The organism is Microbacterium jejuense (assembly GCF_019511665.1).
GTDB lineage: Bacteria > Actinomycetota > Actinomycetes > Actinomycetales > Microbacteriaceae > Microbacterium > Microbacterium jejuense_A.
The window spans coordinates 39514-55980 of record NZ_JAEUAW010000013.1; the positions used below are offsets into that span (position 1 = coordinate 39514).

Sequence of the window (16467 nt, forward strand, 5' to 3'; positions counted from 1 at the left end):
GTCGGACGAAAGGTTGACATTGACATTGATGTCAAAGTTTAGCCTCGCTGCATGACCACGTCCACGGCTCCCGCAGCCACCTCTTCGCCCACGTCCGTCGCGCGCTTCCCGCTCGGCGCGCTGCTGCTCCTCTCGCTCGGGGTGTTCGTCACCGTGACGGCCGAGTCGCTGCCGGCCGGGCTCATGCCCGAGATGGCGGCCGACCTCGGCGTCGACCCGCTGCGCATCGGCCTGCTGGTATCGGTGTGGGCCGTCGTGGTGATCGCCACCAGCCTGCCGCTCACGCGCGCGACGCGGCGCATCGACCGGCGCATCGTCGTCGCGTCGTCGCTCGCGGTGTTCGCGCTCGCGAACGTGGCGACGGCGCTCGCGCCGACGTACGAGATCGCGTTCGCCACGCGTGTGGTCGCCGCGGTCGCGCACGGCGTGTTCTGGGCGATCGTCATCGTGTACGCCTCGTCGCTGCTGACCCGGGCGCAGCTCGGCAAGGGGCTCGCGCTCGTGACGGGCGGAGGCACCGCGGCCACGGTGCTGGGGCTTCCGGCGGCGACCGCGCTCGCCCAGGTGACGAGCTGGCGCGTGTCGTTCGCGGCGATGGGGATCGGGATGCTGCTGCTCGCGGCCGTCGTGCTGCGCCGGCTGCCGCGCTCGATCGTCGCGGCCGTGCCCGCCGGCGAGCGTGCGCCGCTGCGGCACGACCGGTCGATCCCGGCGCTGGTCGCCCTGGGAGTCTCGGGGCTGCTCATCGGGCTCGCGCAGTTCCTCTCGTTCGTGTACATCCGTCCCTACCTGGCCGGACCGGCGGGCGTGCCGGATGCGTGGGCGAGCGTGCTGCTGCTCGTCTTCGGCGCCGCGGGCATCGCGGGTGTCGCGGTGGCGGGTGCGCTGGCCGACCGGTTCCCGCGTTCCGCGCTCACGGCCACGCTCGTCCTGTACGCGTCGGCGTTCGCCGGCCTCGCGGTCTTCCCCGGGCGCATCGCCGTCGTCGTGGTCGCCCTGGCGCTGTGGGGCGCGGCCACGGGCGCGGTCTTCCCGCTCATCCAGACCGCACTCATGCGGGCGGCCTCCGATCGCCTGCGCGACCTCGCGAGCGCCGCGATCATCGTGCTGTTCAACATCGGGATCGCCGCCGGCTCCTGGGCGGGCGGACAGCTGAGCGCCGCCTTCGGCCCCGCCGCGAACCCGGCACTCTCGGGCGCGGCGGTCCTGTTGGCAGCCGCGCTCGCCGCCGTGGGGGCGGCGCTCACGTCCCGGCGGAGCCGACGGACGGCGAGTGGATGCCGGGCGCCCGGCATCCACTCGTCTAACGCACGCCGCGCATGAGTCTGAGCACGGGCTTCACCGACGCGAGGAGCGCGAGGCCCAGGACGATCGCGATGGCGCCGAGGATCGTGAAGTACGGGACCTCGTCCTCGGGGTTGTAGAACTGGGCGAGCCAGCCCGCGATCGCGGTGCCGAGCGCGATCGAGAGGAAGTACAGCGCGACCATCTGCGTGTGGAACCGCTCGGGGGCGAGCTTGGTCGTGACCGACAGTCCCGGTGGCGAGATGAACAGCTCGGCCACCGTGAAGACGAACAGGATGAGCACGATCGCCAGCAGCGGCGTCGAGTTTGGGGCGCCGTTGGCCCACGGCAGGAACAGCAGGAACGCGACGCCCATGATCATCGCGCCGAGCGAGAACTTGACGGGGGCGGACGGCGCGCGGTCGCCCAGCTTGGTCCAGACGGCGGCGAACACGCCTGACAGGATGATGACGAAGATCGGGTTGATGGAGTTGACCCACGACACCGGCATCTCCCACCCGAGGATCGAGCGGTTCAGGCGCTGGTCGGAGTAGATCGTCAGCACCGTGAACTGCTGCTGGTACAGCGACCAGAACCCGACGTTGACGATGAACAGCGGGATGAAGCCGATCACGCGCGACCGGTCGTCGCTGCCGATGTGACGCGACGAGATGATGACGGCGAAGTAGGCGATCGCAGCGGCCAGCGTGACGAGGATCACGATCCCCGACAGGTTGTCGGCGCGGATGACGCCGGTGAGCACCAGCACCACGATGACGATGAGACCCGCGGCCGCGATCCCGATCATGACTCCACGACGGTTCGCGGGGAGCGGATTGGCGACGATGCGGGATGCCGCCGGCAGCTGCTTGCGGCCGAACGAGTACTGGACGAGGCCCAGCGCCATGCCGACCGCGGCTGCGCCGAAGCCCCAGTGGAAGCCGACGCTGCTCTGCAGCGCACCCGTGACGATCGGCCCGAGGAAGGCGCCGAGGTTGATGCCGAGGTAGAACAGCGAGAAGCCCGCGTCGCGGCGCGGGTCCTTCGGCGTGTACAGCGTGCCGACGACCGCGGTCGCGTTCGCCTTGAGGCCGCCGGATCCGACGGCGACGAGGATCAGGCCGACGCCGAGGCCCCACACGTTGGGCAGCAGGGCGAGGGCGATGTGACCGGCCATGATGACCCACGCGCTGAAGAACAGCACGCGCTCCGAGCCGAGCAGCCGGTCGGCCACCCAGGCGCCGAGGATCGTCGAGAGATAGACGGTGCCGCCGTACGCACCCACGATTCCCGTGGCGGTGGCCTGGTCGATCCCCAGTCCGCCCTCGGAGACCGAGTAGTACATGTAGATGAGCAGGATGCCCTGCATGCCGTAGAAGCTGAAGCGCTCCCACATCTCGACGCCGAAGATGTGCGCCAGCGCCCACGGCTGGCCGAAGAACCGGGCGTCGTGGTCGGCCCCGTCGTCGGGTGCGGTGGTGCCGGCGGTTGGGCCCACGCGGCCGGAGGCTCCGCGCGACGCGCCAGCGGCGCGTGGAGGGGCCGTGGGGACGGTGCCGCTGGCGGAGGCCACCGTGCCGGTGCGTGTCGCGTCGGCGGCGCCGCGCGCACCCTCGGGCGGGCCGACCGCCACCTGGTCGGGCTCGCGCTTGCCGCGCTGAGCACCGTCGTCGTCCTGAAACCCCTGGTCGCGCCCGCTCATTTCAGCTCCCGTCGCCGGTAGAGGTCAGGGTAGCGGGCGGGCGCGGCGCGCGTCAGTAGGCCCTCACTCCGGGAGTGAGGGATGCCGCTCCTCCGGCGCGTGCCGGCGCGGGATGAACAGCGCCACGACGAGGGCGACCACCGCCGCCGCGCCGCCGAGCAGGAACGACGCCTGGAACCCGGCCGGTCCGGGCACGGGCGTGCCGTCGAGGTCGATCGCGTACGTGGCGAGCACGGCCCCGACGACGGCGGCGGCCGTGCTCGTTCCCAGCGAGCGGAACAGGGCGTTGAGGCCGTTCGAGGCGCCCGTCTCGGACTGCGGCACCGACCGCATGATCAGCATCGGCATGGCCGCGTACCCGAAGCCGATGCCGAAGCCGATGCCGATGTTGGCGACGAGGATCTGCCACACCTCGCTTGAGAAGACGAGGGTGAACGCGTACGTGATGACGAGGGCGATCGCCCCGAGCACGAGCAGCAGCTTGGGCCCGACGGTGCGGGCGAGCTGCCCCGAGAACGGCGAGAGCACCATCATGACGAGGCCCGCCGGCATCACGACGAGGCTCGCGGCGACGAGCGACAGGCCGAAGCCGCCCGCCACGGCCGGCAGCTCGAGCAGCTGCGGGTAGACGACGTTCGAGGCGAACAGCGAGAACCCGAAGGCGATCGAGGCGAGGTTCGTCAGCAGCACCGGGCGTCGCGCTGCCACGCGCAGGTCGAGGAGCGGGTCGGGGATGCGCAACTCGTACCAGCCCCACACCAGCAGCACCGCGACACCGCCGAGGCCGCACGCCAGCACGGCGGGGGAGGCCCAGCCCCATTCGTTGCCGCGCGAGACGGCGAGCAGCACGCCGATGAGGCCGACCGCGAGGCCCGCCGTGCCGAGGTAGTCGAATCGCCCGCCCGTGCGCAGCGCGCTCACCGGCACGATCCACAGCACGAGCACGAAGACGATGACGCCCAGAGCCGCCGCGACCCAGAACAGCACGTGCCAGTCGCTGCGCTCGGTGATGAGCGCGCTGATCGGCAGGCCCAGGGCGCCGCCGACGCCGAGCGTGGCGCTGATGAGGGCGATGGCGGCATCCACCCGGTCCTCGTGCAGCACGTCGCGCAGGATCGAGATGCCGAGCGGGATCACGCCGGTCACCGCGCCCTGCAGCGTGCGACCGACGATGACGCCGACGATGCCGGGGGATGCCGCGGCGATGACGGACCCGAGCACCATGACCGCCAGCAGCACGAGCACGATGCGCCGCTTGCCGTACATGTCTCCGAGGCGGCCGGCGATCGGCGTCATGACAGCGGCCGCGAGCAGGGTGGATGTCACGACCCAGGCGGTGTCCTCGCGGCTGGCGTTCAGCAGCTCCGGGAGCTTGGACTGGATCGGCACGACCAGCGTGAACATGAACGACGACGCCAGGCCGGCGATCGCCAGGACCGCCACGATGGCGCCCTGGCGAGGCATCCGGGTCAGTCGTCTTCTCTCGTCGTCGCCACCCGTGCCCATCCCTTCAGGCTATCGGCGCCCGCAGGCACCGGCTCCGAGGATGCTGCCCTCGCTCCCCTGTCGCATTCGGTCGGACCGCCCCGCATATGGTGACAGGGGAGCCGGTGTGGATTCGGCTCGCCTGTCGCGTTCGGTCGGGGCGGCCTGCAGATCGTGGCAGGGGAGCGGGCTCCGAGCGTGCCGCCCCGGGTGCAGACTGGGAGCATGGCCGACTCCGCCACCCCGCCCGGCATCGACATCCGACCGCTCGACACGGTGGACGAGGTGCACCGCGCGTCGGCGGTCCTCGCCGAGGTGTGGGGCGGCGACCGCGGCGGCATGCCGCCGAACCTGCTGCGCGCCCTCGCCCACTCGGGCAACTACGCGGTGGGCCTGTACGACGCGGACCGCATGGTCGGAGCATCGGTCGCGTTCTTCGCCGCACCGGCGGCACGATCGATGCACAGTCATATCACCGGCGTGCTGCCGTCGCATCAGTCGCACGGACTCGGGCGACTGCTCAAGCAGCACCAGCGCGAGTGGGCGCTCGCGCGCGACGTCGGTCACATCACGTGGACGTTCGATCCGCTCGTCGCGCGCAACGCGCACTTCAACCTGCGCGTGCTGGGCACGCGCGCGACCGAGTACCTCGTGAACCACTACGGCCCGATGGACGACGGCGTCAACCGCGGCGACGAGACCGACCGCATCATGGTGTCGTGGGCGCTCGCCGCCCCGCCGGTGCCCACTCCCGGCGATGACGCGGTGGTCGCGTCGATCGCGATCCCGCACGACATCGAGTCGCTGCGCCGCGATGCGCCGGGGGATGCCGCCGCCTGGCGCGTGCGCGTGCGCGACGAGTTCCTCGCGCGCCTGGCCGAGGGGCTGGTCGTCGGCGGCTTCGACGACGAGCGCGGGTACCTGCTGGTGCGTCCCTGAGGCTCAGGCCTCGGGATCCTTCGTCGGATCGCCGGGACGCACGGCGGCGTCGTCGCGGATGTCGATGCGGGTGACGCCGCCTGCGCGCTCCGTGACGTCGACGCGCGGCGCGGCGTCCTCCTCGACGGCCCCGGGCGCCGCGAGCAGCTGGTCGCGGCGCTTCTCGTCGTCGGTCATGCCGGTCGTCTCGGGTGTCTCGTTCGTGGTCATCTTTCTCATCCCTTCCGCCAGGCGTCGGATTCCAGGTGCGACCCTGCCTGCGGGCCCATCTGCAGCATGCCGCCGTCGACGGTCCAGCTGGCTCCGGTGACGTAGCTCGCGGCCGGCGAGGCGAGGAAGGCGACGACCGACGCGATCTCTTCGGGCTTGCCCGGCCGCCCGAGCGGGATGCCGGGACGGTGCGTGTGCTCGGCGTCCTCGGCGTCCATGTCGTTGATCGGCGTCGCGATCTCACCCGGCGCGACGGCGTTGACGGTGATCGCGTGCTCGCCGAGCTCCTGCGCCATCGTCTCGACGAGCCCGCCCAGTCCGTGCTTGGCGGCGACGTAGGCGGCCGACCCGACGCGGGGCTGCGTCTCGTGCACGCTCGTGATCGCGATGAGCCGTCCGCCGTGCCCGGCATCGACGAGGTGCCGCGCCGCCGCCTGAAGTCCGACGAACGCGCCGTCGAGGTTCAGCGCGACGACCCGGCGCCAGTCCTCGAGCGAGAGCTCTAGGAACGGTCCGCCCGAGCCGCCGCCCGCGTTGTTCACGAACACGTCCAGACCGCCGAGTCGCTCGACCAGGCCGTCGATGGTGCCGGCGACGTCGTCGAGCGCGGTGGCGTCGAACCGCGTCACCTCGGCGCGGCGGCCGCGCTCGCGGACGCCGGCCGCGGTCTCTTCGGCACCCTCCTCGTCGCTGTGCCACGTGATGCCGACATCGAGTCCGGCGTCCGCCAGCGCGAGGGCCGTCGCCCGCCCGATGCCCGAGTCCGAACCGGTCACGATCGCCCGCCGCGGGCTGAAGTCGAAGGTCTCCATGCGTCGACGGTACGGTTCCGGCTCCCCGTGAGCACGGGGCTTGCGCGGAAGCGGCACCGCCGATAGGGCCATCGCCGCGCCCCGCAGCATTCCTGCCGCGTGGGCCGGATCGTCTGCCATCTTCCCGGGCGGACGGATCGGGGTGGATGCCGCGCCCATAGGCTCGCGGCATGCCTGAGTACCGCGCCCATTTCGACTTCGATCTCCGCTTCGCGAACGGCGGCGGTCTGTCCGGAGCCGGCTTCCGGCTCGACCTGCCCTCGGCAGACATCTCCGAGGACGAGCTCGGACGCCTGCTGATCGCCCACCTGGGCCTGGCGCTGGTCGACGAGGTCGAGCTGCGCGGCGTGCGCATCGTCGAGGAGCCGCACCGAGGGTCGCGCGGCGTCGAGGTGACGGCATCCACGTGGCACAGCCGCGTCGTCGACCTCAGCCACCCGATCCGCGCCGGGCTCGTCACCTACCCGGGCCTGCCGGCGCCGACGATCACGCCGCACCTCACGCGCGAGGACTCGCGCGCCCGGTACGCCCCGGGCACCGAGTTCGCGATGGACGTCATCCACATGATCGGCAACACCGGGACGTATCTCGACTCGCCGTTCCACCGGTACGCGGGCGGCACCGACCTGGCGGGCCTCGACCTCTCCACCCTCGTCGGGCTGCGCGCGGAGGTGTTCCATCTGGAGGATTCGTGGGATGCCGCGCGCCGCGGCATCCGTCCCGAGACGCTCGCCGACCGCGACGTGCGCGGGGCGGCGGTGCTGCTGCACACCGGATGGGACCGGTGGTTCGGAATGCCGGAGTACGGCGTGGGCGCCCCGTTCCTGACCGGCGAGGCGGCGCAGTGGCTCATCGACGCCGGCGCGGTGCTCGTGGGCATCGACTCCGTCAACATCGACGACACCGAAGGGGGCGGGGAACGACCCGCGCACTCGCTCCTGCTCGGCGCGGGCGTGCACGTCGTCGAGCACCTCACGAACCTCGGCGCGCTGCCGCCGCGCGGTGCCCGGTTCACGGCGGCGCCGCCGGCGGTGGAGGAGTTCGGCACCTTCCCGGTGCGCGCCTTCGCCGAGGTGCCCGCCTGACGTCGCTCCACTGGGCGCTCGACGCGACGTATCAGCGTGAACGGCGACGACTCCTTCGAGGGGAAGGAGCAGTCATGCACGAGCACATCGAGTCCCTGATCATCGCCGCGAACGAGGCGCTGCGGCGCGCGGAGCGCCGGCTGTCCGAGAGCGAGCCGCGCCGTCGGCGCCCCCGCGCCGCGCGGTCGACCTACATCCCGGTGCGTCGCGACGCCGCCCTGCCGCACCTCGTGCACTGACCACGGGTTCGCCGGGCCGGGCGTACGCTGAGCGCATGCCCATCGCCCGGCCCGCGGCATCCCTCGCCCTCGAAGGGTTCGAGCTGCGCGTGCTGCACCTGCCGCTCGTGTCGCCGTTCACCACGTCGTTCGGCACCGAGACGGTGCGCGAGGTGATCGTCGTGCGGGCGCTCACGTCCGACGGTGACGGGTGGGGAGAGATCGTCACGGGCGCCGACCCGCTGTACTCGAGCGAGTACACGCAGGGCGCGTGGGACGTCGCGCTGCGGTTCCTCGCTCCCGCGCTGCTCGACCGGCGGACGCTGGCGCCCGAAGACGTCGCGGGGGTGCTCGAGCCGTTCAAGGGGCACCGCATGGCGAAGGCGGGGCTGGAGCTCGCGGTGCTCGACGCCGCCCTGCGCGCCGAGGGGCGGCCCCTCGGCGAGTACCTCGGCGCCATGCGCGATCGCGTGCCGAGCGGCGTGTCGGTGGGGATCCAGCGTGATCCGGCGGCTCTCGTCGACGCCGTCGCCGGCTACCTCGACGAGGGGTACGTGCGCATCAAGATCAAGATCCGGCCCGGCCGCGACGTCGGCGACACGGCGGCTGTGCGCGACGTGTTCGGCACGATCCCGCTGCAGATCGACGCCAACTCGGCATACACGCTGGCCGACGCCGACACGCTGGCCGAGCTCGATCGCTTCGACCTGCTGCTCATCGAGCAGCCCCTGCAGGAGGACGATCTCGTCGACCACGCGACGCTGGCGCGGCGCCTGCGCACCCCGGTGTGCCTGGACGAGTCCATCGTTTCCGACAAGGCGGCGGCCGACGCGCTCGCGCTGGGTGCGGCATCCATCATCAACATCAAGGCCGGCCGCATCGGCGGCTACCTCGAGGCCGTGCGCATCCACGACCGGTGCCTCGCCGCGGGCGTGCCCGTGTGGTGCGGCGGGATGCTCGAGACCGGCATCGGCCGTGCCGCGAACGCCGCGCTCGCCGCGCTGCCGGGGTTCACGCTGCCCGGCGACGTGTCGGCCTCGAGCCGCTTCTACACGCGCGACATCGTGACGGAGCCGGCGGTGCTCGAGGACGGCCACGTGCGCGTCCCCACCGGGCCGGGGCTCGGCGTGCAGCTCGACCCGGTGGCGCTCGACGAGGTCACCGTCGCCCGCGAGACGCTCACCCGCTGAGGAGCCGCTGTCGTGCGCCGCGTCCTCGGTTCCGCGCTCGGGATCGGACGGTGGGGGATGCCGCGACACTCCGTCCGTCCGTCCGTCGATGCCGTCGCGGTCGTGCGGCCGGTACTCCGGGCCGCCGGGCTGCTGGCCGCGACCGGGGTGATCGCGCTCGCGGGCTGCAGCGCCGCCCTTCCGCCGGCGCCGACGCCCAGCACGACGTCGGCGCTGCCCGCGGGTGTCACGGTCGAGCTGCAGCAGCAGCGGTCGGACGTGTCGACGCGCCAGGCGCAGGTGCGGGTGCGCAACGCGTCGGACGAGGCGATCACCCTGGCGGGCGTGCGTGTCGAGGACCCGCGGTTCGAGGGTGCGGCCACCCGCGTCATCGCGGACCGCGTCACGACCCTCCCCGCCGGCGGCAGCGTCGACGTGCGCGTGCAGCTCGCACCCGTGGACTGCGACGCCCCCGACGAGGCTGACGCCGTCGTCGTGCTGGAGCTCGTCGATGGGGACGAGACCACCGAGGTCGAGGCGGCAGCTGCGGATCCCCTCGGCTTCGTGGCGCGGCTGCACGCCCGCGAGTGCCTCGAGGAGCGGCTGACGGATGCCGCGAGCCTGGCCTTCACGGGATTCACGCCCTCACCGCCGGGCCTGCCGGCCTCTCTCGAGCTGACGATCACGCCGACCGGTTCCGGCGCTGCGACCGTCGTCGGCGTCGAGAGCACGAACCTGCTGGACTTCGCGGCGCCCGGCGATGAGGACGACCTGTACCCGGTCGACGTCGAGGTCGACGACGGCGGCGACGCCGCCCCGGTGGTGATCGCGCTGCCGCTCGTGCCGTTCCGCTGCGACCCTCATGCGGTGCAGGAGGACAAGCGGGGCACGGTCTTCGACGTGCACATCGAGCTCGACGGCGAGCCGGGTGAGATCGAGCTGTTCGTCGGCGAGGAGCTGCGTGGCCGCATGCTCACGTGGGTGGCGCAGTGGTGCCGGTTCGGCGAGCAGGGCTGAGAACGAGAGCGGCCGGTCGCCCGAGGGCGACCGGCCGCATCGCGTCCGGGATCAGCTCACACGTCGACGCAGCAGCGTGACGGCGCCCGCCGCGATGAGCAGCGATGCGAGCACCAGCGCGGCCCACGGGGTGTTGAGACCCGTCGTGGCGAGACCACCCGCCGGCGCCCCGGGCGTGCCCGGCGTGCCGGGGGTCGTGGGCGGGGTGCTCGTGACCGCGGTGACGGTCACCGTCACCGGCGCGGACGCCGGTCCGACGTTGCCGGCCGTGTCGGTCGCCGTCGCCGTGATGGTGTGGGCACCCGGCGTCAGCGGGCTCGTCGGCGTGAACGTCCAGTCGCCGTTCTCGTCGGCGGTGGTGCCTCCGACGATCACTCCGTCGATGATGACGGTCACCGTCGACCCGGGCTCGGCGGTGCCGGTCACCGTCGGTGTCGTGTCGGTGGTCGACGATCCGTCGGTCGGGCTCGTGATCACGGGCGCCGCGGGCGGCGTCGTGTCGACCGCGAACGTGACGGGCTCGGACGCCGGGCCGAGATTGCCGGCCGCGTCGGTGGCGGTGGCCGACACGGTGTGCTCGCCGTCCTCCAGCGGGGTCGCCGGCGTGAAGGTCCAGTCGCCGTTGACGTCGGCGGTGGTCGTGCCCACGGGGACGCCGTCGATGATCACGGTGACCGTGCTGCCCGGTTCGGCCGTGCCGGTGATCGGGGGCGTGTCGTCGTTCGTCGTCGATCCCGCGGCAGGGCTCGTGATCACCGGCGCGGCCGGTGCGACGGTGTCGACCGTGAACGCGACCTCGTCGGCCTCAGGGCTGACGTTGCCGGCCGCGTCCGTGGCGGTGGCGGTGACGGTGTGCTCGCCGTCGGCGAGCGGGGTCGCCGGAGTGAAGCTCCAGTCACCCGTGGGTGAGGCGGTGGTCGTGCCGGCGACCGCCCCGTCGATGATGACCGTCACCAGCGCGTTCGGCTCCGCGGTGCCCGTGATGAGCGGCGTCGCGTTCGAGAGGACCTCGCCGTCGGTCGGCGTGACGATCTCGGGTGCGGCGGGAGCGGTCGCATCCACCGTGAACGCGACCTCGTCGGACTCCGGGCTCACATTCCCCGCGGCGTCCGTCGCCGTGGCGACGACGGTGTGGTCGCCGTCGGCGAGGGGTGACGTGGGTGTGAACGTCCACTCTCCGGTGGGGGATGCCGTCGTGGTGCCGGCGGTCGTCCCGTCGATGATCACCGTGACCGTGGAGTTCGCCTCCGCCGTGCCGCTGATGGGCGGCGTCGGCGAGGCGACGACGTCCCCGGTGGACGGTTCGGTGATCACCGGTGCGAGGGGAGCGCCGATCAGCGTCGTGTCGACGGTGAAGGTGACCTCGTTCGACTCGGGGCTCTCGTTGCCGGCGGCATCGGTCGCGGTCGCGACGACCGTGTGGTCGCCGTCGTCCAGCGGCGTCGTCGGAGTGAAGGTCCAGTCACCGGTGGGGGATGCCGTCGTCGTGCCGGCCTCCGTCCCGTCGATGATGACCGTGACCGTCGCGTTCGGCTCGGCGGTGCCCGAGATGTCGGGCGTGGCGTCCTCCACGACAGCGCCGTCCGTGGGCGCTTCGATGACGGGCGCCGCGGGCGCCACCGTGTCGACGGTGAAGTTCACCAGGTTCGACTCGGGGCTCTCGTTGCCGGCCGCGTCCGTCGCGGTGGCGACGACCGTGTGGTCGCCCTCGTCCAGCGGGGTGGTCGGCGTGAACGTCCATTCGCCGGTCGGCGAGGCCGTCGTGGTGCCGGCCACGGCGCCGTCGATCGTGACGGTCACGGTCGAGTTCGCTTCGGCGGTGCCCGAGATCGGCGGGGTGGCGGTGCCGACGACGTCACCGTCGGCCGGCGACTCGATGACCGGCGCGGCGGGCGCCACCGTGTCGACGGTGAAGTTCACCAGGTTCGACACGGGGCTGACGTTGCCGGCCGCGTCGGTCGCCGTCGCGGTCGCGGTGTGCGGACCATCGGCGAGCGGTGTGCCCGGGGTGAAGGTCCACTCGCCGGTGGGCGAGGCGGCGGTGGTGCCGGCCACGGCTCCGTCGATGGTCACGGTGACGGTCGAGTTCGCCTCGGCCGTCCCCGAGATGGGCGGCGTGACGGTGTCGACCACGTCGCCGTCGGCGGGCGACACGATCACGGGAGCGGCCGGGGCCGAGGTGTCGACGGTGAAGTTCACCAGGTTCGACACAGGGCTGACGTTGCCCGCCGCGTCGGTCGCCGTCGCCGTCGCGGTGTGCGGACCCTCCGCGAGCGGTGTGCCCGGGGTGAAGGTCCACTCGCCGGTGGGCGAGGCGGTCGTGGTGCCGGCGACGGCACCGTCGATCGTGACGGTCACGGTCGAGTTCGCCTCGGCCGTGCCCGTGATCGCGGGCGTCGCGGTCGCCACGATGTCGCCGTCCGCCGGCGCTTCGATGACCGGCGCCGCAGGAGCCGCGGTGTCGACCGTGAAGTTGACCGTGTTCGAGTCGGGGCTCTCGTTGCCCGCGGCGTCGGTCCCGGTGGCGACGACGGTGTGCGGGCCCTCGGCGAGCGCGGTCGTGGGCGTGAACGTCCAGGCTCCGGTGTCGGACGCCGTGGTGGTGCCGACGTCGACGCCGTCGATGGTGACCGTCACGACCGAGTCCGCCTCGGCGGTGCCCGAGATCGGCGGCGTCGCGGTGTCGACCACCGCCCCGTCGGTCGGCACCTCGATCACGGGGGCATTGGGAGCCTCCGTGTCGACCGTGAAAGTGACCTCGTTCGAGTCGGCGCTCTCGTTGCCGGCTGCGTCCGTCGCCGTCGCGACCACGGTGTGATCGCCCTCGGTCAGGGCACTCGGCACCAGCGACCATTCGCCGGTCGGAGAGGCCGTCGTGGTGCCGGCCACGACGCCGTCGATGGTGACGGTCACGGTCGAGTTCGGCTCGGCCGTGCCCGAGATCGTGGGTGTCGCGGTGTCGACGACGTCACCGTCGGCCGGGGCCTCGATCACCGGTGCGGGCGGGGCGACGGTGTCGACGATGAAGTTGACCAGGTTCGAGTCAGGGCTCTCGTTGCCCGCAGCGTCGGTGGCTGTGGCGATCACCGTGTGCGCGCCGTCGGCGAGCGGGGTGGTCGGCGTGAACGTCCATTCACCGGTGGGGGATGCCGTCGTCGTGCCGGCATCCGTCCCGTCGATCGTGACCGTGACCGTGGCGTTCGCTTCGGCGGTGCCCGAGATCGGCGGGGTTGCCGTGTCGACGACGTCACCGTCGGCGGGGGCCTCGATGACGGGCGCGGCAGGGGCTGCGGTGTCGACGGTGAAGTTCACCAGGTTCGACTCGGGGCTCTCGTTGCCGGCCGCGTCGGTCGCGGTGGCGACGACCGTGTGCGGGCCATCGGCCAGCGGGGTCGTCGGCGTGAACGTCCACTCACCGGTCGGCGAAGCCGTCGTCGTGCCGACGTCGACGCCATCGATGGTCACGGTCACGGTCGAGTCCGCCTCGGCGGTGCCCGAGATGTCCGGGGTCGCGGTGTCGACGACGTCACCGTCCGTGGGCGCGTCGATGACGGGTGCGGCCGGTGCTGCCGTGTCGACGGTGAAGGTGACCTCGTTCGATTCCGGGCTCTCGTTGCCGGCCGCGTCGGTCGCGGTGGCGACGACCGTGTGGTCGCCGTCGTCCAGCGGCGTCGTGGGCGTGAAGGTCCATTCGCCGGTCGGGGATGCCGTCGTGGTGCCGGCGTCGACGCCGTCGATGGTGACGGTCACGGTCGAGTTCGCTTCGGCGGTGCCCGAGATCGGCGGGGTGGCGGTGCCGACGACGTCACCGTCGGTCGGCGACTCGATGACGGGCGCGGCGGGCGCGGCGGTGTCGACGGTGAAGTTCACCAGGTTCGACTCGGGGCTCTCGTTGCCGGCCGCATCGGTCGCGGTGGCGACCACGGTGTGCGGGCCATCGGCGAGCGGGGTCGTCGGCGTGAACGTCCACTCACCGGTCGGCGAGGCCGTCGTGGTGCCGGCGTCGACGCCGTCGATGGTGACCGTCACGGTCGAGTTGGCCTCGGCGGTGCCCGAGATCGGCGGCGTCGCGGTGTCGACCACCGCGCCGTCGGCCGGTACCTCGATCACAGGGGCGTCCGGAGCCTCCGTGTCGACGGTGAAGACGACCTCGTTCGACTCGGGGCTCACGTTGCCGGCTGCATCCGTCGCGGTCGCGACCACCGAGTGGGCACCGTCCGCGAGGGGCGTCGTCGGCGTGAAGCTCCACTCGCCCGTGGGCGAGGCGGTGGTGGTGCCCGCTTCGACGTCGTCGATGATGACCGTGACGACGGCGTTCGCCTCGGCGGTCCCCGAGATCACGGGGGTCGCCGTGCCGACGACATCGCCGGTCGTCGGCTCCTCGATGACGGGCGCGGCGGGCGCCGCGGTGTCGATCGTGAACCCGACCTCGTTGGACTCGACGCTCACGTGGCCGAGCGCGTCCGTGGCGGTCGCGACCGCGGTGTGGGCGCCGTCGTTCAGCGGCGTGGTCGGCGTGAAGGTCCACTCACCGGTGGGGGAGGCCGTCGTCGCGCCGGCCTCGGTGCCGTCGATGAAGACCGTCACGGTCGAGTTCGCCTCGGCCGTGCCCGAGATGTCCGGCGTCGCGGTGTCGAGGACGGCGCCGTCGAGCGGCGCTTCGATGACCGGCGCGGCCGGGGCCTCGGTGTCGACGGTGAAGTTCACCAGGTTCGACTCCGGGCTGACGTTGCCGGCCGCGTCGGTGGCGGTGGCCACGACGGTGTGCGCGCCCTCGTCCAGCGGCGCCGACGGCGTGAACGTCCATTCGCCGGTGGGGGATGCCGTCGTCGTGCCGGCGGGAGCTCCGTCGATGATGACGGTCACGGTGGAGTTCGGCTCGGCGGTGCCCGAGATCGCCGGGGCCGCGGTGTCGAGGACGGCGCCGTCGAGGGGAGCTTGGATGACCGGCGCCGCGGGCACCGCGGTGTCGACGGTGAAGGTGACGGTGTTGGAATCCGGGCTGACGTTGCCGGCCGCGTCGGTGGCGGTCGCCACGGCGGTGTGCGGGCCGTCGGTGAGCGGCGTGGTCGGGGTGAAGGTCCATTCGCCGGTGGGGGATGCTGTCGTCGTGCCCGCCACGGCACCGTCGATCGTCACCGTCACGGTCGAGTTCGCCTCGGCCGTGCCCGAGATCGGCGGCGTCGCGGTGTTGACGCTCGACCCGTCGGCGGGGGCCTCGATCACGGGAGCATCCGGTGCCGTCGCGTCGACGGTGAAGTTCACCGCCGCCGAGGGGACGGACGGCGTGCCGTTGACGGTCTGGACGGCGGTGACGCTGTGGGCCCCCTCGGCGAGCGGTGTCGTCACGGGCAGCTCCCACGTCCCGCCCGCGCTCGCCGTGGTGGTGCCGATCGAGGCGCCATCCATGAAGACCTCGACGGTCGCACCCGCCAGCGCGGTGCCCTGGATGGTGGGCGTGGCGTCCGTGGTCGCGCCCTCGGTCGGCGACGTGATGACGGGGGCCGGCGGCGGGCAGTCGATGCCGCCGGCGGGGGCGGTCGCCGTCGCGTTCAGCGGCAGCACGTCGACCGATACGTCGGCCACGCCGAGCAGCAGCGACACGTCCACGGTCAGCAGCGCGACAGAGGCCGTGGCCGACGTCGCGGTCGTCGAGATGGTGGGGGTGTTGAGGCCGACGGTCACCGTGCCGACGCCGACCAGGTTGACGGTCCGGGTCGGGGCAGCCGGGGTGAGCGTCACGGTCGAGCCCAGCGCGGTCACCGTGACGGTGGCGGGAGCGTAATCGACGGTGCCGGTCGACGTGCCGCTCGCCGTCGCGGTGAGCGTGGTCTCGCCGGCCACGCCCACGGTGACGAGTCCGCCCAGGATGCTGAGTCCTGAGATCGTGCCCGACGCGACGCTCTGCACGCCGTAGTTGAGTCCGCTGTTCTGCACGAGGCTCGTCGTGCCGGTGGTCTCTGAGACGCCGAGGCTCAGCACGCCGCCGTTGAGCGCGGGCAGCACGCCCAGGCCCGCGGTCTGCGTCGTCGCGGACGACAGCACGCCGCTGGTCACGCACGCGGTGTCGAGGTCCCACTGCGCCTCGTTCGTCGTGGTGATCGCGCCCACGTCGATGAGCCCTGTGACGCTGGCCGCGATGCCACCCGTCTGGGGGCCTGCCGACGGCGGAGCCGACACGCTGTTCGTGCTGACACCGATCGGCAGCCCGGCGACCGCGGCAGAGATGTTGCTCGAGCTGGAGACCGCGCGGGGCGTCGCCTGCGAGTCCACCTCGGCCGAACTGATCGCGACGCCGAGTCCCGCCACGTTCAACCCGGCCGCATCCGCGGTCACGGAGGCGACATCGCCCCCGGCCGAGCCACTCCACGGCGCCGTCGGTGGCGCCGCAGAAGCGGGACCCGCGACGCCCGCGGTCGCGATGACGATGGCGAGTGCGGCAGCTGCCGCGGTGAACACAGACCGCTTCATGATGACCCCCGGCGGAGGTCAGCCTCCCGCATCCGATGCCTGTAACCGGCCGGGGCCCCTCCGAGACCAGACAGT

General features: G+C 72.6%; 11 protein-coding genes. 6 read left to right on the forward strand and 5 right to left on the reverse strand.

The genetic code is table 11. The features are described from left to right. The first annotated feature begins 51 nt into the window (after positions 1-51). Entirely contained in the window at positions 52-1323 is a 1272-nt protein-coding gene (locus JNB62_RS15215; protein ID WP_220301749.1) for an MFS transporter, read from the forward strand. Here the strand turns inward: JNB62_RS15215 and JNB62_RS15220 are convergent. Both JNB62_RS15220 and JNB62_RS15225 read right to left on the reverse strand, forming a co-directional pair. Next, positions 1304-2986: a peptide MFS transporter gene (locus JNB62_RS15220; RefSeq protein ID WP_222856123.1), complete on the reverse strand. Its 1683-nt coding sequence runs from the start codon at positions 2984-2986 to the stop codon at positions 1304-1306. The two genes, JNB62_RS15215 and JNB62_RS15220, sit on opposite strands and share 20 nt — an antisense overlap. Before the next feature lie 63 nt (positions 2987-3049). Continuing rightward, the gene (locus JNB62_RS15225; RefSeq protein ID WP_220301800.1) at positions 3050-4450 is read right to left on the reverse strand and encodes an MFS transporter; all 1401 of its coding nucleotides are present in this window, start codon (positions 4448-4450) and stop codon (positions 3050-3052) included. Positions 4451-4696: 246 nt separating this feature from the next. Here JNB62_RS15225 and JNB62_RS15230 point away from each other — a divergent pair, with 246 nt between their 5' ends. Beyond that, a complete protein-coding gene (locus tag JNB62_RS15230) occupies positions 4697-5410 on the forward strand; it encodes a GNAT family N-acetyltransferase (protein ID WP_220301750.1) in 714 nt (237 codons plus the stop codon). A 3-nt stretch (positions 5411-5413) separates the two neighbouring features. On the opposite strand, the gene JNB62_RS15235 is transcribed toward JNB62_RS15230, so the two are convergent. Together JNB62_RS15235 and JNB62_RS15240 are read right to left on the reverse strand one after the other, a co-directional pair. After that, entirely contained in the window at positions 5414-5620 is a 207-nt protein-coding gene (locus JNB62_RS15235; RefSeq protein WP_220301808.1) for a hypothetical protein, read from the reverse strand. Between the two features lie 5 nt (positions 5621-5625). Beyond that, the gene (locus JNB62_RS15240; protein ID WP_220301751.1) at positions 5626-6432 is read right to left on the reverse strand and encodes an SDR family oxidoreductase; all 807 of its coding nucleotides are present in this window, start codon (positions 6430-6432) and stop codon (positions 5626-5628) included. Positions 6433-6602: 170 nt separating this feature from the next. Between JNB62_RS15240 and JNB62_RS15245 the strand changes: the two genes are divergently transcribed. The 4 genes from JNB62_RS15245 (at position 6603) to JNB62_RS15260 (ending at position 9921) form a co-directional block, all read left to right on the forward strand. Beyond that, positions 6603-7517, forward strand: a complete 915-nt coding sequence (locus tag JNB62_RS15245; RefSeq protein WP_220301752.1) for a cyclase family protein — start codon at positions 6603-6605, stop codon at positions 7515-7517. 74 nt (positions 7518-7591) lie between these two features. Further along, positions 7592-7756, forward strand: coding sequence for a hypothetical protein (locus tag JNB62_RS15250; RefSeq protein ID WP_220301753.1), 165 nt, complete (start codon positions 7592-7594; stop codon positions 7754-7756). 35 nt (positions 7757-7791) lie between these two features. Further along, positions 7792-8925 carry an o-succinylbenzoate synthase gene (gene menC / locus JNB62_RS15255; RefSeq protein WP_220301754.1) on the forward strand — a complete coding sequence of 378 codons (1134 nt, stop codon included), beginning with the start codon at positions 7792-7794 and terminating at the stop codon, positions 8923-8925. Between the two features lie 12 nt (positions 8926-8937). Further along, positions 8938-9921 (forward strand): hypothetical protein, encoded by a 984-nt coding sequence (locus JNB62_RS15260; protein WP_308291825.1) that lies wholly within the window; start codon positions 8938-8940, stop codon positions 9919-9921. A gap of 51 nt (positions 9922-9972) precedes the next feature. Here the strand turns inward: JNB62_RS15260 and JNB62_RS15265 are convergent, their stop codons facing one another. Then, the gene (locus JNB62_RS15265) at positions 9973-16392 is read right to left on the reverse strand and encodes an Ig-like domain-containing protein (protein ID WP_220301755.1); all 6420 of its coding nucleotides are present in this window, start codon (positions 16390-16392) and stop codon (positions 9973-9975) included. Positions 16393-16467: the final 75 nt, after the last annotated feature.